The sequence below is a fragment of the Rhizobium sp. BK399 genome (genome assembly GCF_014194695.1).
In the GTDB taxonomy this organism is placed as follows: domain Bacteria; phylum Pseudomonadota; class Alphaproteobacteria; order Rhizobiales; family Rhizobiaceae; genus Rhizobium.
The window spans coordinates 445,754-465,632 of the sequence record NZ_JACIAH010000001.1 but is presented as its reverse complement, the minus strand read 5'-3'; the positions used below and the strand labels follow the sequence as shown (position 1 = coordinate 465,632).

Sequence of the window (19,879 nt, the reverse complement as noted above, 5' to 3'; positions counted from 1 at the left end):
ATCCGTCGCTTACCGCCCGTTAACCGTAAAAATCAAAGCCGCCTCCAGATGCTCGAAAACGGGACATTTCGCCCTTTTGAGGTGTGGAGGCGGCTTTTCCCTTATCCTTTCCTTAAGCGCCCAAGGCCTATTGTCCGCCTTGGTAAAGAGCCTTTTTTGGGCGGGTATTGCGTGCGTGTAATGAGTAAGATCGCAGAGCGGGCGGCAGCCCTCGTGGACCGGGCGGCTGGAAGCTGGCTCTCCCGGACGGGAGGCGGTGCAGCCGCGCGCCAGCGCGAACTGATGATCCTGCGCCGATTGGCGTTGCTCTCGTCGGCCGCTCTCGTTGCGGCGCCCTTTGGACTCTCCTTCGTTACCAGTCCCGCGATCGCGCTGCCTGTCGGCGTCACGACGGTTTGCGCAGCCTTCCTGTTCTCCGCTGTGGGCAGCATTGCCCTGTCGCGCCAGAGCACCGCAACGGCGGCAGCCGCCGCGCCCGTTGCCGAAGAATTCTTCATGGAGGCAATCGCCGGTCTTGCCTTCTTCATGGATCCGCAGGGCAACGTCACCACTGTTGGCGGTCGCGACAAGCGGGAGTATCTCGCCTGGATGCGCGATCCGATCGGCAAGGGCTTTGTCGATCAGATCCATGTCTCCGACCGCATCCTCTTTCTGCAGGCGCTGGACCAGCTCCGCCAGGGCGAGGAGGCTGCGACCGTCGACGTGCGCCTCGAACGGCCATCCGTTTCGCGCGACAACAGACAGTTTGCCTACCTGCGTATCGACCTGACAGCGCGTCAGGATAGTGACGGCGTGCTCTTCAGCGTGATTGCCCAGCTGCGCGATGTCTCGTTGGAGCAGCAGTTGCGGCAGGAGGCGCAGAACCGCGCCGCCGACGCCCGCTCGGCCAACGATGCAAAATCGCGGTTTCTTGCCGCCGTCAGCCACGAACTGCGCACGCCGCTCAATGCCATCCTCGGCTTCTCCGACATCCTGCTCGGCGAGTATTTCGGCAAGTTCGAGAACGAACGTCAGCGGGAGTATGTCGGCCTTGTCCGGGATTCTGGCGCGCATCTGCTCTCGGTCGTCAACACCATGCTGGATATGAGCAAGATCGAAGCCGGTCGCTACGAACTCTGCCTCGAACCGTTCGACATTGCGTCGGTCGTTCGTTCCTGCGAGGCGATGCTGGCGCTGCAGGCGAAAACCAAGGGCGTATCGCTGACGAGCCGCGTCCAGCGCGGTCTTGACGAGGTGATCGCGGACCAGCGCGCGATCCAGCAGATCCTCATCAATCTCGTCGGCAACGCCGTGAAATTCACCGATGCGGGCGGTGCGATCTCGATCGATGCGTCGATGCGCGACGGCGTTCTGAACCTCTGCGTCAGCGACACCGGCATCGGCATTCCGGGCGACAAGCTGGAAATGCTCGGCCAACCTTTTGTCCAGATCCAGAACGACTATAGCCGCAGATTCGAAGGGACGGGGCTCGGTCTGTCGCTGGTGAAGGGCTTGGTGGCGCTGCATGGCGGCGACTTCGCAATCGCCAGCACGCCGGGCGCCGGCACCATCATCACGATTTCGATTGCAGCGGACGGATCCGGCATTCCGGCTGCGGGCACGGCCCGCAACGATCTTGTCGAGTTCCCGCCGCGACTGAAGGCTGCACCGACGTCGGTCGGTGTTTTGGAAGAGGGGCTTTTCGATGGCCACGAGCAAGCGAAAATCGCCTAAGGGAAGGCGGGGCCGGCAAAAACGGCCGGGCCTGCTTCTCACCGGGGCGTCCGTCGTTGGCGGATTGGGGCTGCAGGGCGCAAGCGCGCTTGGCGGCGTGATTGGCCGCAACCCGTCGGTCGCCGGCGGCACCGCAGCCTTCCTGGTCATCTTCAGTTTCGTTGCTGCCAACGCCCTCTGGTATCAGCCGGGCGCGCACCCACACCCCTTTCTGCGCACACGCGATCCGCTGTTCCCGAACGTGCTCGGCGCGCGTCCGGCCGTTGAGGAGCACAGCGGCAACGTCACCACCTTCAAGATCGAACGACAGGACGAGGCCGACGCCACGCAGACGAACGCGACGCCGGTAGCGCCTGGTGGTCAGCAACCGAGCCAGATCGTCATGGACATCCAGACTGAGCTGGTGCGGCGAGGACTCTACAACGGCACGCCGGATGGGGTCATCGGTCCACGCACCAGCGCGGCGATCCTGTTCTTCGAGGAAACCGTCGGCATGCCGCAAACGGGCGATGCGACGCCCGTGGTGCTGGCAGCGCTCAGGACCGACTCGGTCGGGCCCTCTGCGGTGCCGCTGGAAAAGCCGCCCGCGGACGTCACGTCGAAAGCGTCGGCCGAGGATCCGGTCGCCGCTGCCATCCGCAGCGCCGAGAAGACCATCAAGACCGCTCCGACACCGGCGAAGAAAATGGCGCAGTCGGCCGAGCTGTCGACCGTCGATCTCGTGCTGAAGATCCAGAAGGGTCTGAGCAACATGGCCTACGCCAACGTCGGGGTAGACGGCGTGCCCGGCGAACAGACCCGCACCGCCATCCGGCATTTCCAGAAGCACTACAACCTGCCGGAGAATGGCGAGCCAAGCGAGGCCGTTCTGAAGAAGCTCAAGGAAATCGGAGCACTCTGAAGGGCCGTCGCAGCATTGCGGCCGGCGGTTTGTCTGCTATAGCTCGCGAATGAGATTGCGCACCGACATCTTCGTTTCCGCCCTCGTGCGTCGTGTGTTCGGCAAGGGCGACTTCGCCGCTGTCGAGGCAAAGGGCGCCGACGAGGCAGGCGCCGTTTTTATCCGCCAGCATTTTCGCGATGGACTCGAAACGCTTTATGGCCCGGCGCCGCAAAGCGTCTTCGACGACGAAACGAGCGGTGAGCGACTGTTCGAGCAGCGCTTGATGCGGGCTGAGCCTGATAAGGTGAGGGAGATGCTTGAGCGGGAACGGAAGTTCGACCCGGATCTCTGGATTGTCGAGCTTGAAGCCGAAGACCTCGGAGATATCGTCCCACTCGCCGGCGGGCGCGAGAACCCGCTATAGCCAAGATCAGCGGGTGCGGCCGATAACGCGCCGGTCGCGGGTGGGAGGAACCTCGTGGCCCGAGCGGGCCGTTTCTGCCTCGTCCGGCAGGTAGGTATAGCTGTCTGCGCGGCGCCACGCTTCGACGCGGGCATTGCACTCTTCCGGATCGAGTCCGTCCAGCACCATCCAGGCCCGCGTTACACCATGCTGCGGTTCGGCGAGGTGCGGATACAGCTTCTCGAGAACGAAGACGGCGTCGAGGAAATCCATGCCGAGACTGATAAGCGTGGTCGCAAGCTGCTGTCCCGAGATATCGAGCAAGATGCGCTCGGCTAGCCAGCGGCTGGCGGAAAGCCCATCGGCGAGCGCCTTGGCGAAAAGCGTTGCCTCCCGGTTGCGGGCAAAGCGGACGAGGAGGGCAGCCTGGATTGGGGAGAGGTGCCGCAGTCCGAGCCGATCGCCTTCAGGGCTGGCGACGTGACGAGCGAGCTCCCGGATCCGGTTGCGCATTTCCTCTTCGCTGGCGCGGCGGGCGGCAGCTTCGATATCCTCGAGCGAGGTCGCAGCCGGTGGTTCCGGCGCCACACTGGGTGGTTCGGCTTCCGGCGGGGCCGCCAGCCGCTGTTCGGCTTGCCGCAGCCCGACCAGGGCATCGATGACCCGCGGGGAGAGAGCCTCTCTGCTGACGATGGCCTTCATGTGCGCGCTGCCCTGCGTGCGCGCAATCGTGATCAGGGTTTCGTCGTCAATCGCCGGCGAGGAGGTGAGGAAAGGCGCGGCGATATCGATCGCCTGGCAGCCAACGAAGAGCGCAACGGCTGCCGGAATCTGCGGGCATTGCGAAAGGGCGGCCACTGCCTGCCGCCGCGCCTCGTCGGAGGAAGCCTGAAACAGTGGCGTGAAGAGTTCGGCGAATTGGCGCAGTTCCGAACGGGTGGGCGGCTGCAAGCCCTCGAAGCTGCTGACTGTCGCCATGAGCACCACGTCCTTCTTCCGGCTGGCGGAGGGGGTCTCTAGGTCTCTGAACCGGTCACGCACAAGAACACACCCTGGAAACGCAAAAAGGGATGTCGCAGGACTGGACGCGGAGGGACGCCCCTTACCCCACATAGGTTATGAACAAATCCTACACGGGCAGGGTTAATGGTTACTGAAGACTTTATTAAAATTGTGCCAGAAGGTGCCACGTCGTCCGGCGCACGACAGTGGCCTTCATTAGGTTCGATATCTGAGGGAAACTACAATCCCTTATGCCCGCGAAGCGCCGCCAGAAGTCTTTCGGCGCTGTTATTTCCGGACTGATAGAGGTCCAGTGCCGCGGATGCTGCCAACTGGGCTTCGGCGCTCTTGATGTCGATCCGCTTCTCCAGGCACCAGGCATCGAGTGCATGGCGAAGCACATCCAGGTCCTCGGGGGAAAATGTCGAACCGATAAGCAAAGACATTTCAGCCCCTTCCTTGTTCGCTGTGAATGGAACAGTGCCCAGCCGGCCGGCTCAGATTTGCCGACGATGCCACAACCATACCGGTATTGCCGGCGACCGCAATTGATATTTTCGTGACACGAATCCGTCGACGGAGGTCGAACCGGCCTTGCCGGCACAACCTGCGTTAAGTATATGAATTAATGCTAATATCATTGCGCCGTTGTGGACCGAATCTTCTTGTGCGACGTTTGAAACCAAAACACGGCACAGCGCGTTTATATCGTGTCGTAGAAGAAGCTAATGTTCACGCATGAAATTAACCATCTGTTAACCGTCATATGTCTCAATTCGGAAATGAACACGGCGGTCGAGTGCTTCGGTCGTCGAGTTTCACATCACGGTATTTCGAACAGTGCCGTGAGAAAGGCGCGGATGCCTCGGGGGCCTGATCGGGCTTTATAGGACGCGCTGGCTCGCATAGGCGGGCAGGGTGAGATTTCGCAGTTCATCCGTCTCGGGCCGTGCATGGAGACGAGAATGGCAATAGTCGTCGCATTGGCGGACCGTCTGTCCCAGACGCGCCGCCGCAAGGGCAGAAAACCAGTCGAGGCGCAGATCCTGCTTTTCACCGGCGTTCGCTACGAGCGCCTGACCGAGAGTTCGAAGCGCGCGTCCGGAGATCGGGTTTCGCGAGTCAAGAAATAGCTAGATTGCTTCAGTTCGAGGAGCCGGCATATTCGTCGCAGCCGGCCTCCGCGAGGAAGTTGCGCGCGGCTGCATCGAAGCTCGTCTGGGGCGCCAACGTCCTCAACACCGCATAGCCCTCTGAGCGAGGGCTTTCCACGAGAATGGTCTTTTGCAGATCCGGCGGCAAAGCCTTGCGAAGCTCGGTCAGCTGGATCGGCGTTCCGATCAGAATATCGAGCGCGCCTCCCACCGACGTCCTGTCATTCATACTGAAGACCTCGTTCGACGCGCCATCATAGAGTGCGATCGACCAGAACGGCACGTTGCCTCTGGCGGTCAGCCGAACCGGCGCCTCCTCGATGTCGAACGAGCAGACGGCGGTGCGGACAAAGGGATCGTCGTTGGAAAGGCCCGCGGCGTCATCGGTGGCGCCAAGCAGGTAGAACTTGTCGAGGTCGCCCTCGGAGGCGACGCGGGTCGCGGCGTCCTTGCCGGTAAAGTGCGGCAGTGACAGGATGATCACCAGGTGCAGCAGCGCCGCCCCGAAAAGTCCCGCAAGGATGGCGAACAAGATCCTAAGCATTACCGCACCCGGTCTTCTCTAGCTTGGGCATCGCAAGGTCGATGACACCGGAGCTGCCGGCGGTCGGGGTATCGAACAGGGTCAGGACGAGTTGGAAGGTGCCCGCGGCCGGCAGCGCCAGCCAGTTTCCAGGGCGCGCATGCGCTGATATCTCGACCGTAAAGCTGCTGTCGGCCTGCCGCAGTACCGTCCAGGAATTCATCGCACCCGGAAGCCCAGGTCGCAGCGACGCCGGGTTGCCGCTGTTGTCGGCAGTAAACAGCGTCCAGATACGGGCGGGCGGCGTCTGTCCCGTAATGCGGTAGCTGCAGGCGGCGTTCAGCCGGTCGCCGTTATCGTCGACCTTGGCGGTGAACATCAGGCCTTCGGCATTTCCATAAAGCAGGCGCCCGGCACGCGCCCGGTGCGACTTCGCATAGGGGTCGGCGCTTTCTGTTTGCAGTTCGGGAAAAGCCTCCCAGGCGCCGAGCTTGATCGCGCCGAAACCGGCCGTCGCGTTCAGCGCGTAGAGCGAAATCATGATCCCGCCACCAAAGGCGATAATCAGCGTCATCGCTATGAAGAGAGGAAACCGAAACACTATGCGCCCTTGAGAAACAAATCAGTTGAAAGGGTTACCACTGATTCTAGCTATGCGGAATGCCGCAGGCGGAACGGGGCGGCATATCCCAGCCAAAACGAACTGGCGGGCTGCCCTTGCGCGGCGTGGCTGAATGGTCCCTTGAGGTTGTTGCGTCGAATTTACCGTAACGTACTTCCAATTCCCTTATCTCGGTGGAAGGCTTGCTCCGAGTGAAGAACCAATGGAGGAACTGACATATGGGGCAGCAGGCAGTCATCACGGCGTTGCTTTTGGTGCTGGGCACCAACGGCGTTCTCGCGCAGGCCGCTACCAAGGACGCCGTTCCGGTGACGCCCGACAACTTCCCGCGGGCTGAATCTGATCTCTATTTCGGGAACATCGTCAAGGACGACGGTTTCGCAAAGTTCAAGCATCATCGCGAACTCAGTCCGATCGATCATCAGCTCGTCATCCGGACAAACCGCGACACGCTCTATTCGGCCGCTGTCTTCGATCTCGGTGCCGGGCCAGTAACGGTAACACTTCCGGGCGCCGGCAAGCGCTTCATGTCGATGCAGGTCATCGATCAGTACACGCATGATGTCATTTACGAACCGGGGAGTTACACCCTCGTCAAGGACAAGATCGGAACGCGATATGTGGTTGTCGCCGTTCGGACGCTTGTAAATCCGCATGACGCCGAAGACGTAAAACAGGCGCATGCCCTCCAGGACGCGATCAAGGTGGAACAGAAGTCACCTGGCAGTTTCGAGGTTCCCCATTGGGATCAGGCAAGCCAGACGAAAGTGAGAAAGGCGCTGCTGGAACTGGCTGCCACGCTGCCTGACACAAACCGGATGTTTGGGACGAAGGAAGACGTTGACCCGGTTCGACGCCTTATCGGCGCAGCTTCGGCCTGGGGCGGAAATCCACAGAAGGATGCGACCTATCTCAATGTCACGCCCGAGAAGAACGACGGCAAAACCATCTACAAGCTCGAGGTCAAGGATGTGCCAGTTGAAGGATTCTGGTCCATCAGCGTCTACAACGAGAAAGGCTATTACCAGCCGAACAAGCTGAACGCCTACACGCTCAACAATGTCACCGCCAAGAAGGACGATGACGGCTCCGTGCATGTTCAGTTCGGCGGATGTGACGGAAAGACCGCCAACTGCCTGCCGATAACAGAAGGCTGGAACTACATGGTTCGCCTGTATCGGCCGAGCGCCGATATCCTGGACGGAAAGTGGCAGTTCCCAAAGGCAATGCAATAGCTGATCGGGTCGTCACGACCGCGCGGGGATAGATGGCAACATCCGTCACCCGCAACATGTGCTGGAGGAATGACGCCATGAGATTCGTCGCGTTGCTGTGCCTGTTGCTGCTTGGGGTTCCTGCCATTGCAGCGGACCGAACCACGCAGCAGGTGTTCGACAGGGAGATCGAGCGAAAGGCCGTGCAGGCGGTCGTCTGGGGTATGCCTGTGGTCAACTATGACCTGATGCGCCAGGAAATGCTGGCCAAGACACCGGGGAAGGTGGGCCAGGTCATCTACTGGGGTCGCCCGCTGGATTGGCGGAACCAGACCCTGACCCCCAATCCGGACGCGCTCTACTTCATGGTGTTCTTCACCACCAAGGATGGCCCGGTGGTTCTGGATCTGCCGCCTGCGGAGGCCAAAGCATCCTTCAACGCCAACATCGTTACGGCATGGCAGTTGCCTTTGGAGGATGCCGGCCTGCTCGGCATCGACAAGGGCAAGGGCGGGAAGTTCGTGGTGCTGCCGCCGGGCTACAAGGAAAAGCTTCCGGACGGGTTCATTCCGCTTCAGTCTGAGGTGGACGGCGGCTACATGCTGCTTCGCTCCAACCTTCCGAGCCACGCCGATGCGGATGTTCAGGCTTCAATCGAATATGGCAAGAAGCTGAAAATCTATCCGCTGTCGGCCTCCGGCAATCCGCCGGAAACGGTCTTCAGCGACGTAAAGGATGTTCTGTTCGATTCCACGATCAAATGGGATACGAGCTTCTTCGAGAACCTCAACCGCGTCGTTCAGGAAGAACCATGGATCGTGCGCGATCGCGTGATGATCGACCAGCTGAAATCCCTCGGTATCGAGAAGGGCAAACCGTTCGAACCGGATCAGCATATGAAATCGCTGCTGAGCAAGGGCATGAAGGACGCGCAGTTGCTGCTCGAAGCAAAGTATGATGCCGGATTTCCACCGTTCTTCAGCGACAAGAGCCGCTGGACCTTTCCAACCTATCCGGACCTGATCCAGGCGGGCGGACGTGGCTTCGACGAGGAAAATGCCTATCCGGTCGATCATCGCGGCGTCGCCTACAGCTACGCCTATATCGGTCTCAAACGGCTTGGCGCGGGGCAATTCTATTCGATCTCGATCCGCGACAAGGATGGCCGCGAGTTCGACGGTCGCGCCACCTATCGGCTGAACGTCCCGCCGCATGTCCCTGTTCAGCAGTACTGGTCGGTGACGGCCTATGACCGGCAGACGCACGCCTTGATCAAGAACGTGTCGCGTGCCAGCCGCTCGTCGCAAATTCCCGAGCTTGCCAAGAACGGCAACGGTTCCATCGATCTCTATTTTGGTCCCAAGGCGCCGAAAGGCAAAGAGGCGAACTGGGTCCCGACGGATCCGAAAAGGAGGTTCGAGCTGATGTTCCGCGCCTATGGCCCGACCAAGGAGTTCTTTGACAAGAAATGGGTACTGGCGGATGTCGTCCGCGTGGACAAATAGTGTCGTTCAAGGCATGCGGATGGCTCACCTCGCTTGGAGGATGGATGCATGACCAATGGATTCAGGTTCGCAAAATGGGGACTTGGTCTCTTCATCTCCTGTGCGCGGGTCTAACACAGACGGGGCCGCCCGACCGTGGCGGTGAGTGTCGGGCCCTCTTCGAACGGTCTGGCGTGGGCGCGGTTGCCCTGGCGCACCAAATGTCATGGCTGGGGAGCGGTTAATTCTCCGCGGTTGCAGGCGTGTGTAGAGTGCTATGATCGCCATTGTATGTGCCTATGGGGGGAGAATGCAGCATGTCCGATTTCAACCTCGGCTTCGTGATCTTTCCCGGGATTACGCAGCTTGACTTCACCGGGCCGTTCGAGGTCTTGAGCAGGCTCGGAACTCCGCCCTCGCTTTCAGTCCCAAGCAAATTCCCTGACGTTAAGGCCCACGTTGTCGCAAAGACCTTGCAGCCGATTTCGAGTGATCGCGGTCTTGCTTTCTTGCCGACCGACACATTTGAGACTTGCCCCGCGCTCGACTTGCTTTGCGTGCCGGGTGGCTCCGGCGTCATGGAGGCGCTTGCGGATTCCGAACTGGTCGATTTCGTTGGGCGGCAGGGGAGGCAGGCAACCTACGTAACGTCGGTCTGCACCGGCGCCTTTCTGCTCGGCGCAGCCGGATTGCTGGAGGGGCGGCGGGCGACGACGCATTGGGCCTATGTCGACCTGCTTCCACTGGTCGGCGCGATCCACGAAGAAGGGCGTATTGTGCGCGATGGCAACGTTGTCACCTCAGGCGGTGTCACGGCGGGGATCGATTTCGCTTTCAGTGTCGTTGCGGAAGTCGCCGGGCCCGAGGTCGCCCAGGCCATTCAGCTGGGGATCGAATATGATCCTTCACCCCCGTTTGACGCGGGCCATCCCGACAAGGCAAGCGCAGCGGCAACGTCGCTGATGGTGCAGCGAAATGAGAGCAGCCATACGGCGATCAGAAAGGCACTGGAGAAGCGGGCAGCGACGGGCGTTCCCTGAGGCGGCGCCCTTTCCGCCGAAGTTTTGCCAACGCCTGCCGGATGCTTTGCGGTAATGCATGCGCAGACCCAAGAGCGCTGACGGGCGGCCCGTTCGGGCCACCTGTTGTCACCGTTCCGGCAGGCCGGCCCTTCGGAAGCCGTCGACAAAGTGGTCTCGTACAGATGCATCGCGTAGCGGCTGGGAGTTGAGCCAATGGCTGATCGTGAAATGAGGGTGGGCGATCAGGAACAATTCTGCTTCTCGTCGCGCCTCTTCACGGTGGCCCAACTGCGCAAGCGTCGCAGCCAGGAATTTGCGTGAGTTGGTACGATACGTGTCTTCCCTGCGGAGTGTAGCGGCTGCCGCCTCATAGTCACGCGCGGCGTATTGCGCCTGCCCGAGATGACAGAGATACCAGCAGGTTGGATGGGGATTGAGCCGCAGAGCTTTTTCGATCTGCGCTAGTCCGTCGGCAACCCTGCCGTCCAGCACGGACACGTCCGACATGGCGGCCCAGGTGTCGGCGTGGTTGGGGTCCAGCTCCAGGGCCTTGGCGAAGGCGGCCTCCGATTCTTCCCATCGCTGCTCATAAGCCAAAATGGTCCCCAGAACGTAACGGCAGCCGGCATCGTTGGGATCTAGTTCGACCGCCTCCTGTGCGAACGTCGCCGCCATCCGACGGTTAGGATCTTCGGGCTCGCCGAAATGAGTCCAGGCAAGCCAACGGTTATAGGCGAGCAGGCCGAGGGCCTCAGCATATGATGGCTCGAGCTCAACCGCGCGTTGGAGCAGCATATAGGCCTCACGCTCGGTTTGCGGCGATTCTTCCGTCAGGCGGCGGGCGCGCACGCATAGATCGTAGGCCTCAAAGTTCTTCGGCCGATTACGCTGCGCCGGGATGGTCAGCCGGCCGACGAGGGCTTCAACAATCTTGGCGTTAACTTCATCCTGTAGTTCGAAAACATCTTCCACCGTCCTGTCAAACCGGTCGGCCCACAATTGCTGGCCGCCAAGCGCGTCGATCAATTTGGCATTGATACGGACACGGCCCATTGCACGTCTGGCGCTCCCCTCAAGGATGTAGCGGACGCCGAGCTCCTGGGCGACCAACCGTACATCAACCGGCTTGCCCTTGTAGCCGTTCACGGAATTGCGCGCGATGACGAACAGGCCAGCCGTACGGGAAAGGTCGATGATGAGGTCTTCGGTCAAGCCGTCGACGAAAGGCGCGTCCGCTTCATCCCCACTCGTATTCGTGAAAGGCAATACAGCGATCGAGGGACACTCGGGCAGCGGCAACATGCTCTGCAGCGCATCCGGCCAATGCCACACGTGGACCGGGCGGGTCAGGTTCTTCAGGTAGCGTTCGCCTCCATCAAAGAACCGATCGCCGATCTTGCCGACAATCTCGCCGTGAACGTTGGCTGAAATGCAGATACCTCCCGGTGCGGCCTGCGTCTCGAGGCGCGCCGCGACATTGACGCCGTCGCCGAGGACGTCTGAACCGTCGTCAACGACATCTCCCAGATTGACGCCTACACGCAAAAGCAAGCGCCGGTCACCGGAAACAGCAGAGGTGGCCCGCTGCATTTCCAATGCTGCAGCGACCGCGTGCACCGCGCTACTGAATTCGATTAGGAATCCGTCGCCCATGACCTTGAAGATGCGACCGTTGTTACGCATCACCGCCGGCTCGATGACGCCAGAACGAAGTTCCTTGAGGCTCGCCAGCGTTGCGACTTCATCAGCCTCCATCAGGCGTGAAAATCCCACCACATCGGCAACGACGATGGCGGCAAGGCGACGCTGAAGAGATTGATCCGTCATGTGAGGACAAGCCTAACGACTGAGTTAGCAAATTATTGTTCAACTGCGGGTGAGTCAACAAGTGGTAAGTGGCGATCTCCACCTCCATCGAGCCCTCATCCTTCTTGTGAACGACGGCGTCGAGGTGGACGACACGGACATGACTGTCCACGGAAAGCGGACGGTTCCATCGATCTCTATTTTGGTCCCTAGGCGCGCCGAAAGGCAAAGAGGCCAACTGGGTCCCGACTGATCCGAAAAGGAAGTTCGAGCTGATGTTCCGCGCCTGTGGCCCGACCAAGGAATTCCTTGACAAGAAATGGGTGCTCGCGGATGCCGTCCGGTCTGCTCGGATACAGACGGGTAGCCTGATTGGGGCCACCCGTCCTTTTGAGCAGGGTCGATCAGTTGCCCGGCTTGTTTTTGATCGCAGCGTCGATCTGCCGCTTTACAGCATCCAGATTGAACGAGGCCGGATCCTGCATCGGGGGATAGTCGACCGCCGTGAGAGCAAGCTTGGCGACTTCCTGCTGAACGCTGACGAACCGCCAGAACTCGCGCGCAAAGAAGTCGTTCATGTAGCCTCCACCTTGATCATTGAGGCTTTGCTGACCAATCGATGGTGTCCGCTCGAACGGATCCTGACGGATGTTGACCATGGTGGGCATGTCAGTCGTTACCTTGCCGCCGGGCCAGCCCTGCGGCTGTTGGAAGAACTGGAACTTGAAGTTATCGAGGCGAACTGCCCCCAGGGCAGGGCCACCGAAGTAGAAGAATTCATGTCGTGCGGAGGGTGATTTGCCCAGCAACAAGTCCAACTGATTGTAGCCATCAAGATGGTTCTTGTAGGTCTTGTCGCCGAGCTTCACACCCTTGAGCAACTGGTCGGTGATCTCGGTATTGCCGGCTGCTGCCGCTAGCGTCGGAAACCAATCCAGGGCCGAGAAAATGCCGTTCTCGACTGATCCCGGCTTGACCTTCCCCGTCCAGCGGATGATGGCCGGCGCGCGGAAGCCTCCCTCCATGACTGTGCCTTTGGTGCCCTTGAATGGCGTCATGCCACCGTCCGGCCAGGTAAAGACCTCCGCCCCATTGTCGGTCGTGAAAACGACGATGGTGTTATCGGCTTGGCCTGCGTCTTCGACACATTTCATGAGGGCGCCGACACTGTCGTCGAGCTGCGCCACGCCGGCTTCCTCAAGACCATAGTTGGTGTCGCTGTTCATGAGGGCCTGGTACTTGGGCGACAGATAGGTCCAGACATGCATGCGCGTCGTGTTGTGCCAGACAAAAAACGGCTTTCCGTCGGTCTTGGCCTTGTCCATGAAGTCGCACGAAGCCTTGACCAGCACTTCGTCGAATGTGCCCATGTCGTACTTGGCCTTGGGTACTATGTCATGCATGTTCGGGACGTTGGACATGTCGGGATATGGTGCGAGGGGACCCTCGTCTATGATCCGCTGCTTGCCGACCTTGCCCCAACGGGGCAGCTCGCTTGTATCGTCAGTGTCCGTTGCAAAGCTGTGGACCAAATTGCGCGGCCCGAATTTATCTCGGTACGATTGGTCATTAGGAAACGAATACCAATAGGGGTCTGACATCGCATCGAGGTGATAGAGGTAGCCAAAGAATTCATCGAAGCCATGCAGCGTCGGCAGATACTTGTTCAGATCGCCAAGATGGTTCTTTCCAAATTGGCCGGTAGCGTATCCTTCGGCCTTCAGCACGGTGGCCAGGGTGGCAGCTTTGTCGGGCATGCCGACATCGGCGCCCGCCTGGCCGACGGTCGTCAGGCCGGTCCGCAAAGGAATTTCCCCGGTGATGAAGCTCGCCCGGCCGGCAGTGCAACTCGCCTCCGCATAATAGTCGGTGAACATCATGCCCTCAGACGCCAGCTTGTCGAGGTTAGGGGTCTTTCCGGACATGATTCCGCGGTGATAGGCGCCTAGGTTGAACCAGCCGACATCGTCACCCATGATGACGACAATGTTCGGCTTTGGCTGCTGTTGCTGCGCAACTGCTGGCGGGGCCAGCGCGGTCGCCAACGCGGAAGCCAGCAGACCAAAGCAAAGGTTTCTCGTGCTACTCATGATTGATGCCCTCCGTTTCACTGATCTAATCGCGATTGTTTTCTCACAGCAAAAGGGTGCCCTCATGCCTGTGACGATCTGAGTTTGTGAAACTGCGCGGCACGACGCCGCCACAGCGGGATATGCTGAGTTGTGTGAATGCAGCTCTGATTGCTCGCCATAGGGTGACGAGAGGCCCACCCGCCATCGAAACGTCAATGGCTAGCGATGAAATGCTCGCTCTGGCGTTTGCCTGAGTGTTGGCAACCGTCCCGGGCGCGAATATCGCATATCTTCACTTTCGCCGCCAGATTGAAGTGCGACGCCGACACTAGGCCCCAATGCGCAAGACGCGTGTTCCGGATTGTCCGGCGGCGGCTAAGGTCAAGCCAGTGGATCTCAGTCGGCGCTCGCCACCTTCTGCGCCGCCAGCGGCGGGGCCGTCTTCAGCGCTTGCCCAAGATCCTTGATAATGCGGGTTGACTCGACCGAGAGCATCCGCGGACGAACGAGGGGAGCCGGGCTGCCTTCCTCCGGCTTGGCTGCGGCAACGGTCTTGGCGTTCTTGTCGGGCGGCAGCGGCTGCGTGCCGGGGATCTGCCGAAGCGTGATGCCCTGATGGGCATAATCCATGGCGCGCTTGAAGGTCATGGCGGGCAGCGAGCCGCCGGTCATCTTGTTGGTCGAGGTGTAGTCGTCGTTGCCGAACCAGACGGCGGCCGTGTAGTTGCCGGTATAGCCGATGAACCAGGCGTCACGATAAGCCTGCGTCGTGCCGGTCTTGCCGGCGGTGAGGATGCCGTTGTCGAGCGCGGCCTTTCGCGCCGTGCCGACATAGGGCACCCGCGACAGCATCTGGTTCATGTAGGTATCGGCCTTTTCGGAGAGCACCCGCTTGGCGGGCGGCTCGTCACGGTCGAAGTCGTAGAGAACGTCGCCGCCGTAGTCGAGGACCTGGGTGATGCCGTGGCGGCGAGACTGGTAGCCGCCTGCCGGGAAGACGGCATAGGCGGTCGCCTGGTCGAGCACGGTCACCTCGGAGGTGCCGATCGGGATGGTCACGTCGTCACGCACCGGCGATTCCACGCCGAGGTTCTTCGCCATGGCGCGGATCGGCTGGATTCCGAGCTTCTCCTTGGCAAGCCGCACCGGAATGGTGTTGATCGACTGGGCGATGGCGGTCGCGATGGTGACGCGGCCGGCATATTTGTTGGCGTAGTTGTGCGGGCTCCAGTTGCCCCAGTAGATCGGCGCATCGACGACGATGGTATCCGGCGTCATGCCGCTCTCCATCGCCACCGAATAGGTATAGACCTTGAACGACGAGCCCGGCTGGCGCAGCGCCTTGGTGGCGCGATTGAACTGGCTCTCGCCATAATCACGGCCGCCGACCATGGCGCGCACAGCGCCACCGTTCTCGAGCACGACCATCGCGCCCTGCTTGGCGTGGTAGCTCTCGCCATATTCACGCAGCGACGTCTCGACGGAATCTTCGGCCGCGCTCTGCAGGCCCATGTCGATCGTGGTCCGAACGACGAGCGAATGCTGGTGGAAGCGCGGCGATAGTCGCATCACCTCGTCGAAGGCCCAGTCGAGGAAGAAGTCGGGCGATTCCACCTGGTTGCGGTCGACGACTGTCGCCGGGTTGCGTCGGGCGGCGATCACCTGGCCCTCGGTCATCAACCCGCTTTGCACGAGGTTGGTCAGCACCTCGTTGGCGCGGCCGCGCGCTGCCGGCAGGTTGACGTGCGGCGCGTATTTGGCCGGCGCCTTGAACAGGCCGGCGAGCATGGCGGATTCGGCCAGATTGACGTCGGTGATGCTCTTGCCAAAATAGAACTGCGCCGCCGCCGCCGCACCGAACGTGCCGCCACCCATATAGGCGCGGTCGAGATAGGTGGAGAGGATCTCCTTCTTGGAAAGGTTGGCTTCGAGCCACAGCGCCAGGAAGGCTTCGGTGATCTTTCGGTCGATCGAGCGTTCGTTGGAAAGGAACAGGTTCTTGGCGAGTTGCTGCGTGAGCGTCGAACCGCCCTGCACGACTTCGCCGGCCTGGGCGTTGGTCACAACCGCACGGAAGAGGCCGATGACGTCGATGCCGAAATGGTCGAAGAAGCGCCGGTCCTCGGTTGCAAGCACCGATTTGATCAGCGCGTCAGGCAACTCGTCGATCGGCACGGAATTCTGGTGGATGACGCCGCGATGGCCGATGACGTTGCCATAGCGATCGAGGAAGGTAACGGCGTAGTCGCCGCGATTGCGCCAATCTTCCTTGGTAGCCTCGAAGGCAGGCTGGGCAAGGGCAAGCATCAGCACGGCGCCGACGGAGCCCCATGTCAGACCTTCGCCGGCCAGTTCGAAGACGATGCGCTTCCAGCCGCGAACGCGGAAGCGGCGGAAGAAGATGGTGATGTCTTCCCAGATCTCGGCGGAGCGGAAACCGGCGTTCCAGATGGTCGAATCGATCCACGAGTCGATCTTCAAAAGCAGGTGGCGTTGCTTGCGCGGCCGTTTTTCTGGATTGTCCGGATCCGTCACGTCTTATATTCCCGCCCGATCAGTTCGACGCCGGACGAACCTGACGCCGGACTATGGCAAATCTGCCGACAGTGCCCCGGAGTAACCGGAGCTTGGTGAATCATTGGTTGATTTGCCTGACAAGAACAAGAGAAATGGAAGCTCTCACGCGATTTTGCGCGGAGCTGTTGCAAGAACGGAATGATGGACGAAATACCCTTCTGGAAGACGAAGACGCTCGCCGAGATGACGATGGCCGAATGGGAGAGCGTATGTGACGGCTGTGGCCTCTGTTGTCTCAACAAACTCGAGGAGTGGGATAGCGGCGATATCTACTTCACCTCGATCCGCTGCAAGCTGCTCGACGATCAAAGCTGTCGCTGTTCGTCCTACGAGAACCGGTGGGACTTCGTGCCCGATTGCGTCCAGCTCACCAAGGAAAACGTCGACGAGATCGCCTGGCTGCCGCCGACCTGCGGTTACCGGCTGATCAACGAGGGCCGCGATCTCTACTGGTGGCATCCGCTGGTGTCGGGCGATCCCGAGACCGTGCATGCCGCCGGTATTTCGGCGCGAGGCCGGACGATCAGCGAAACCGAGGTCAAGGTCGACGACTTCGAGGATTACGTGGTGGATTGGCCGCTGACGGTGGGCGACGAAGTGCAAGCGCAGGCGCCGGAGACTGCCAAGTAGCACCGAGCTAGGTGAGCGAGCTAAGAAATCGCCTTAGCTCGCCGCGCACATAGTCCTCGATCGAGCCCTGTGGCTCGAAACCCCACCAGAGCAGGCAGCCCTGCCATTGGGAGAGCATCAGCCGTCCAACACGAGTTTTACCTTGGGCGCCGAGGCATCGGTCGAGCGCTGTGGCCAGTGTCTTTCCCCAGGCCGCGCCGCGGGCGCGCAACGCGGGATCGCGCAGATCCTCCCTAAGGACGAGCAGGCCTTCCGCGTAAGATGCGGCATCCTCGCCGTAATCCTTGGAAAGTCCGGCGAGCAGGTCGATGGCGCCCTCGGGCGTTTGGGGAACAGACTGGACCAGCCGGGCCGTTTCCATGTCCAGCCGGTCCCAGGCACGCAACAGGCAGGCCCGCAGCATTGCTGCCTTGGTGCCGAAGCGCTGCACCAACGTCGAGCCCGAGAGACCGCTGATCTTCGCCACCGCGCCGAAGCTTGCCGCATCGGGGCCTTCCGCATGGACGAGCCCGAGCACCATGTCGAGAAGCTGTTCGTCCGAAAGCGTGCGGGGGCGCGGCATGAAGTTTCCTCTTGCGTTCACGATGAATATGAACGAACGTTCGTTTATATTCAAGCTGAATGGTGAAAATCCAGTGGCGTGCTCTGGTGTGGAGGACAAGCAATGGCAGTGCTTTCAGGAAAGATTGCCCTCGTGGCCGGCGGCACGCGCGGTGCCGGTCGCGGCATTGCCGTGGAACTCGGCGCCGCCGGCGCCACCGTCTACGTTACCGGCCGCACGACGCGGGCACAGCAGTCGGAATATGTCCGCCCGGAGACGATCGAGGAGACGGCGGAGATGGTGACCGCTGCGGGCGGGGAGGGGATCGCCGTTCGCGTCGATCATACCGTGCCGGCCGAGGTCGAGATGCTGGTCGAGCGCATCCGCCGCGAACAGGGTTGGCTCGATATCCTGGTCAACGATATCTGGGGCGGCGAGCACCTGACGGAATGGAACAAGCCGGTCTGGGAGCACTCGCTGGACAAGGGGCTGCACATGCTGCGGCTGGCGATCGACACGCATCTGATCACCGCGCATTTTGCGCTGGCGCTGATGATCGAGCGTCCCGGAGGGGTGCTGGTCGAACTGACCGACGGCACCGCCGAATACAACGCGACCCACTACCGCCTCTGCCCCTATTACGATCTCGTCAAGACGGGCGTGATCCGCATGGCCTGGGCGCACGCCAAGGATCTCGCCCCGCATGGCGCAACCGCGGTGGCGTTGACGCCCGGCTGGATGCGTTCGGAAATGATGCTCGATATCTTCAGCGTCACCGAGGAGAACTGGCGCGACGCGACATCAGTGCAGCCGCATTTCGTCATCTCCGAGACGCCGCGCTTCACTGGCCGGGCGGTGGCAGCCCTTGCCGCCGATCCGGAACGCGCGCGTTGGAACGGCCAGTCGCTGTCGAGCGGCGGGCTTGCGAAGGTCTACGGCTTTGACGACCTGGACGGCTCCAGACCGGACTGCTGGCGCTACATGGAAGAGGTGATGGAGGCGGGCAAACCCGCCGACGCCACCGGCTACCGTTGAATCAGTTTAGCCGGAGGGGATGATAACGAACTGTCTTTGCAGCGTTTTCGGCGCCGCGTTCTGCCACGACCTGCGTACCAGATCCTGCACCAGTTCGTCGCTCGCCTTGCCGTAGAAGAGCCGGGTCGAGCCGCGCTGCCCCCAGCCGCCCGGGACGGCGGCCGTATCGTCGGGCGCCACCGCTAACGTCATATGCTGCTGGTCCGGCGTCAGGCGGACGACACAGTAGTCCTGCTCCGGCATCGTCAGGAATATCTTGCTGCGCACGCGGAAATCGCGGGTGCCATGATGCGTGCTCTCCACCGCCTCCGGCAGGCTGAGCGCAAAGGAAATGAGCTCTTCCTGGTTCATGACGTTAAAATTAGCACATGCTGATGGAGGCAGACCAATCAGAAAAACTCAAGCAGCCGGTACTTTCGGAAAATTTTCAGCAGATAGGAAAATAATCCTTGACGGCGTGACGGTCGCTTGATAGGGTTATGGCATAGTCGGAAAGTTGCGGGCGCGGCGAAGTGCTGGCCCCAAGCTTTCCGGATCTGCAAGCCGGGCGTTCGACCCGGCTTTTGTATTTCTGGCCGCCAGGCAGCCGTCAGCGAGGGTCCCGATGATCGATATCGAGAGTTTCGAACCAGAGCTTTACGGCTTCTGGCCGCAGAGACGTGCTTATGGCGATCTGCTGCATCATGAAGCGGATGACGCCCAGGCGAGGGCGGCGGCTGAGGCCTATTTCCTTGAGATCAAGTCCGGTCCGGCCTCACCTGCCGAGGAGCTGCGGGTCCTGCTCAACGAGATGACGGCGGAGATGCGCGACCAGTTCATCGCTTTCCGCGAATTGCGACGGGCTGCGGAAGCGACTTGCTCAGGCGGCGACGAGGCAGCGGCAAAGCTTGCGCGGGCCGATCTGAAGGCGGCGACCGATGCGATGTCGCTGATCGTGCGCACGCTGGAGAAGGTCGATCAGCTGCAGCGGCAGACCGCGCGCGACCGCGAGCTGGCCGCGGAAGAGAATGACGCTGCGATGGGGCTTGAAGATGCGAAGAAGCGGTTTCTTGAGCGCATCGACGAGCTGGCGGAACAGCGGGCGCGGCAACTGCTTGCCGAGTGGCAGGTTACCGGTCCTCCCGGTCAAGGTGACGCCGCTGCCGGCGACGCTCGCCAAGCCGATACCGGCTAAGGGTCAAGTGTCGCGGTCTCTCCG

Annotated in this window: 19 protein-coding genes and 1 pseudogene; 11 read left to right on the top strand and 9 right to left on the bottom strand. The window is 61.1% G+C overall.

Annotated features, from left to right (window positions below; translation table 11 throughout):
* The first annotated feature begins 180 nt into the window (after nt 1–180).
* The 3 genes from FHT97_RS02365 to FHT97_RS02355 are packed head-to-tail and all read left to right on the top strand — an operon-like array spanning nt 181 to nt 3,020.
* A complete protein-coding gene (locus FHT97_RS02365) occupies nt 181–1,713 on the top strand; it encodes a PAS domain-containing sensor histidine kinase (RefSeq protein WP_183859650.1) in 1,533 nt (510 codons plus the stop codon).
* A complete protein-coding gene (locus FHT97_RS02360) occupies nt 1,685–2,614 on the top strand; it encodes a peptidoglycan-binding domain-containing protein (RefSeq protein ID WP_183859648.1) in 930 nt (309 codons plus the stop codon). Before FHT97_RS02365 ends, FHT97_RS02360 begins: the two co-directional genes overlap by 29 nt.
* Nucleotides 2,615–2,663: 49 nt before the next feature.
* Nucleotides 2,664–3,020: a DUF1491 family protein gene (locus FHT97_RS02355; RefSeq protein WP_183859646.1), complete on the top strand. Its 357-nt coding sequence runs from the start codon at nt 2,664–2,666 to the stop codon at nt 3,018–3,020.
* A gap of 6 nt (nt 3,021–3,026) precedes the next feature.
* Here the strand turns inward: FHT97_RS02355 and FHT97_RS02350 are convergent, their stop codons facing one another.
* Together FHT97_RS02350 and FHT97_RS02345 are read right to left on the bottom strand one after the other, a co-directional pair.
* On the bottom strand, nt 3,027–4,040 hold the full coding sequence (locus FHT97_RS02350; protein ID WP_183859644.1) for a DUF2336 domain-containing protein: 1,014 nt from the start codon (nt 4,038–4,040) through the stop codon (nt 3,027–3,029).
* 200 nt (nt 4,041–4,240) lie between these two features.
* Nucleotides 4,241–4,447, bottom strand: a complete 207-nt coding sequence (locus tag FHT97_RS02345; protein WP_016553269.1) for a hypothetical protein — start codon at nt 4,445–4,447, stop codon at nt 4,241–4,243.
* 519 nt (nt 4,448–4,966) lie between these two features.
* Between FHT97_RS02345 and FHT97_RS02340 the strand changes: the two genes are divergently transcribed.
* The gene (locus FHT97_RS02340; RefSeq protein ID WP_016553270.1) at nt 4,967–5,134 is read left to right on the top strand and encodes a hypothetical protein; all 168 of its coding nucleotides are present in this window, start codon (nt 4,967–4,969) and stop codon (nt 5,132–5,134) included.
* Between the two features lie 10 nt (nt 5,135–5,144).
* On the opposite strand, the gene FHT97_RS02335 is transcribed toward FHT97_RS02340, so the two are convergent.
* Nucleotides 5,145–5,699: a DUF1254 domain-containing protein gene (locus FHT97_RS02335; RefSeq protein ID WP_016553271.1), complete on the bottom strand. Its 555-nt coding sequence runs from the start codon at nt 5,697–5,699 to the stop codon at nt 5,145–5,147.
* Nucleotides 5,692–6,279 (bottom strand): DUF1214 domain-containing protein, encoded by a 588-nt coding sequence (locus tag FHT97_RS02330; RefSeq protein WP_183751860.1) that lies wholly within the window; start codon nt 6,277–6,279, stop codon nt 5,692–5,694. The genes FHT97_RS02335 and FHT97_RS02330 overlap by 8 nt, the downstream gene beginning before the upstream one ends.
* Nucleotides 6,280–6,518: 239 nt before the next feature.
* On the opposite strand from FHT97_RS02330, the gene FHT97_RS02325 reads away from it, so the two are divergent.
* The 3 genes from FHT97_RS02325 to FHT97_RS02315 all read left to right on the top strand — a co-directional run bounded on the left by FHT97_RS02325 (nt 6,519) and on the right by FHT97_RS02315 (nt 10,038).
* The gene (locus FHT97_RS02325; RefSeq protein WP_183859642.1) at nt 6,519–7,535 is read left to right on the top strand and encodes a DUF1254 domain-containing protein; all 1,017 of its coding nucleotides are present in this window, start codon (nt 6,519–6,521) and stop codon (nt 7,533–7,535) included.
* Between the two features lie 77 nt (nt 7,536–7,612).
* The gene (locus tag FHT97_RS02320; protein WP_183859640.1) at nt 7,613–9,019 is read left to right on the top strand and encodes a DUF1254 domain-containing protein; all 1,407 of its coding nucleotides are present in this window, start codon (nt 7,613–7,615) and stop codon (nt 9,017–9,019) included.
* Between the two features lie 296 nt (nt 9,020–9,315).
* Nucleotides 9,316–10,038 (top strand): DJ-1/PfpI family protein, encoded by a 723-nt coding sequence (locus tag FHT97_RS02315; RefSeq protein ID WP_183859638.1) that lies wholly within the window; start codon nt 9,316–9,318, stop codon nt 10,036–10,038.
* A gap of 108 nt (nt 10,039–10,146) precedes the next feature.
* On the opposite strand, the gene FHT97_RS02310 is transcribed toward FHT97_RS02315, so the two are convergent.
* On the bottom strand, nt 10,147–11,847 hold the full coding sequence (locus FHT97_RS02310) for an adenylate/guanylate cyclase domain-containing protein (RefSeq protein ID WP_183859636.1): 1,701 nt from the start codon (nt 11,845–11,847) through the stop codon (nt 10,147–10,149).
* A gap of 150 nt (nt 11,848–11,997) precedes the next feature.
* Between FHT97_RS02310 and FHT97_RS30735 the strand changes: the two are divergent.
* Nucleotides 11,998–12,173: pseudogene (locus FHT97_RS30735) on the top strand (DUF1214 domain-containing protein); the annotation flags it as partial.
* Nucleotides 12,174–12,230: 57 nt separating this feature from the next.
* On the opposite strand, the gene FHT97_RS02305 reads toward FHT97_RS30735, so the two are convergent.
* Both FHT97_RS02305 and FHT97_RS02300 read right to left on the bottom strand, forming a co-directional pair.
* The gene (locus tag FHT97_RS02305) at nt 12,231–13,916 is read right to left on the bottom strand and encodes an arylsulfatase (RefSeq protein ID WP_183859634.1); all 1,686 of its coding nucleotides are present in this window, start codon (nt 13,914–13,916) and stop codon (nt 12,231–12,233) included.
* 378 nt (nt 13,917–14,294) lie between these two features.
* A complete protein-coding gene (locus FHT97_RS02300) occupies nt 14,295–16,433 on the bottom strand; it encodes a transglycosylase domain-containing protein (RefSeq protein WP_183859632.1) in 2,139 nt (712 codons plus the stop codon).
* Between the two features lie 183 nt (nt 16,434–16,616).
* Here FHT97_RS02300 and FHT97_RS02295 point away from each other — a divergent pair, with 183 nt between their 5' ends.
* Nucleotides 16,617–17,105: a YcgN family cysteine cluster protein gene (locus tag FHT97_RS02295; RefSeq protein ID WP_183860723.1), complete on the top strand. Its 489-nt coding sequence runs from the start codon at nt 16,617–16,619 to the stop codon at nt 17,103–17,105.
* 7 nt (nt 17,106–17,112) lie between these two features.
* On the opposite strand, the gene FHT97_RS02290 is transcribed toward FHT97_RS02295, so the two are convergent.
* Complete coding sequence (locus FHT97_RS02290) at nt 17,113–17,667, bottom strand: TetR family transcriptional regulator (protein WP_183859630.1); 555 nt, start codon at nt 17,665–17,667, stop codon at nt 17,113–17,115.
* Nucleotides 17,668–17,769: 102 nt separating this feature from the next.
* Here FHT97_RS02290 and FHT97_RS02285 point away from each other — a divergent pair, with 102 nt between their 5' ends.
* Complete coding sequence (locus tag FHT97_RS02285; protein WP_183859628.1) at nt 17,770–18,681, top strand: SDR family oxidoreductase; 912 nt, start codon at nt 17,770–17,772, stop codon at nt 18,679–18,681.
* A gap of 6 nt (nt 18,682–18,687) precedes the next feature.
* On the opposite strand, the gene FHT97_RS02280 is transcribed toward FHT97_RS02285, so the two are convergent.
* Nucleotides 18,688–19,032 (bottom strand): MmcQ/YjbR family DNA-binding protein, encoded by a 345-nt coding sequence (locus FHT97_RS02280; protein ID WP_183859610.1) that lies wholly within the window; start codon nt 19,030–19,032, stop codon nt 18,688–18,690.
* Nucleotides 19,033–19,285: 253 nt separating this feature from the next.
* On the opposite strand from FHT97_RS02280, the gene FHT97_RS02275 reads away from it, so the two are divergent.
* Nucleotides 19,286–19,855, top strand: coding sequence for a hypothetical protein (locus tag FHT97_RS02275; protein ID WP_183859608.1), 570 nt, complete (start codon nt 19,286–19,288; stop codon nt 19,853–19,855).
* Nucleotides 19,856–19,879: the final 24 nt, after the last annotated feature.

Coding starts and splice junctions, on each gene's coding strand:
- FHT97_RS02360 (WP_183859648.1), top strand. CDS start 1,685: ATGGCCACGAGCAAGCGAAAATCGCCTAAGGGAAGGCGGGGCCGGCAA.
- FHT97_RS02280 (WP_183859610.1), bottom strand. CDS start 19,032: ATGAACCAGGAAGAGCTCATTTCCTTTGCGCTCAGCCTGCCGGAGGCG.
- FHT97_RS02365 (WP_183859650.1), top strand. CDS start 181: ATGAGTAAGATCGCAGAGCGGGCGGCAGCCCTCGTGGACCGGGCGGCT.
- FHT97_RS02325 (WP_183859642.1), top strand. CDS start 6,519: ATGGGGCAGCAGGCAGTCATCACGGCGTTGCTTTTGGTGCTGGGCACC.
- FHT97_RS02315 (WP_183859638.1), top strand. CDS start 9,316: ATGTCCGATTTCAACCTCGGCTTCGTGATCTTTCCCGGGATTACGCAG.
- FHT97_RS02285 (WP_183859628.1), top strand. CDS start 17,770: ATGGCAGTGCTTTCAGGAAAGATTGCCCTCGTGGCCGGCGGCACGCGC.
- FHT97_RS02310 (WP_183859636.1), bottom strand. CDS start 11,847: ATGACGGATCAATCTCTTCAGCGTCGCCTTGCCGCCATCGTCGTTGCC.
- FHT97_RS02275 (WP_183859608.1), top strand. CDS start 19,286: ATGATCGATATCGAGAGTTTCGAACCAGAGCTTTACGGCTTCTGGCCG.
- FHT97_RS02335 (WP_016553271.1), bottom strand. CDS start 5,699: ATGCTTAGGATCTTGTTCGCCATCCTTGCGGGACTTTTCGGGGCGGCG.
- FHT97_RS02320 (WP_183859640.1), top strand. CDS start 7,613: ATGAGATTCGTCGCGTTGCTGTGCCTGTTGCTGCTTGGGGTTCCTGCC.
- FHT97_RS02290 (WP_183859630.1), bottom strand. CDS start 17,667: ATGCCGCGCCCCCGCACGCTTTCGGACGAACAGCTTCTCGACATGGTG.
- FHT97_RS02340 (WP_016553270.1), top strand. CDS start 4,967: ATGGCAATAGTCGTCGCATTGGCGGACCGTCTGTCCCAGACGCGCCGC.
- FHT97_RS02305 (WP_183859634.1), bottom strand. CDS start 13,916: ATGAGTAGCACGAGAAACCTTTGCTTTGGTCTGCTGGCTTCCGCGTTG.
- FHT97_RS02295 (WP_183860723.1), top strand. CDS start 16,617: ATGGACGAAATACCCTTCTGGAAGACGAAGACGCTCGCCGAGATGACG.
- FHT97_RS02355 (WP_183859646.1), top strand. CDS start 2,664: ATGAGATTGCGCACCGACATCTTCGTTTCCGCCCTCGTGCGTCGTGTG.
- FHT97_RS02345 (WP_016553269.1), bottom strand. CDS start 4,447: ATGTCTTTGCTTATCGGTTCGACATTTTCCCCCGAGGACCTGGATGTG.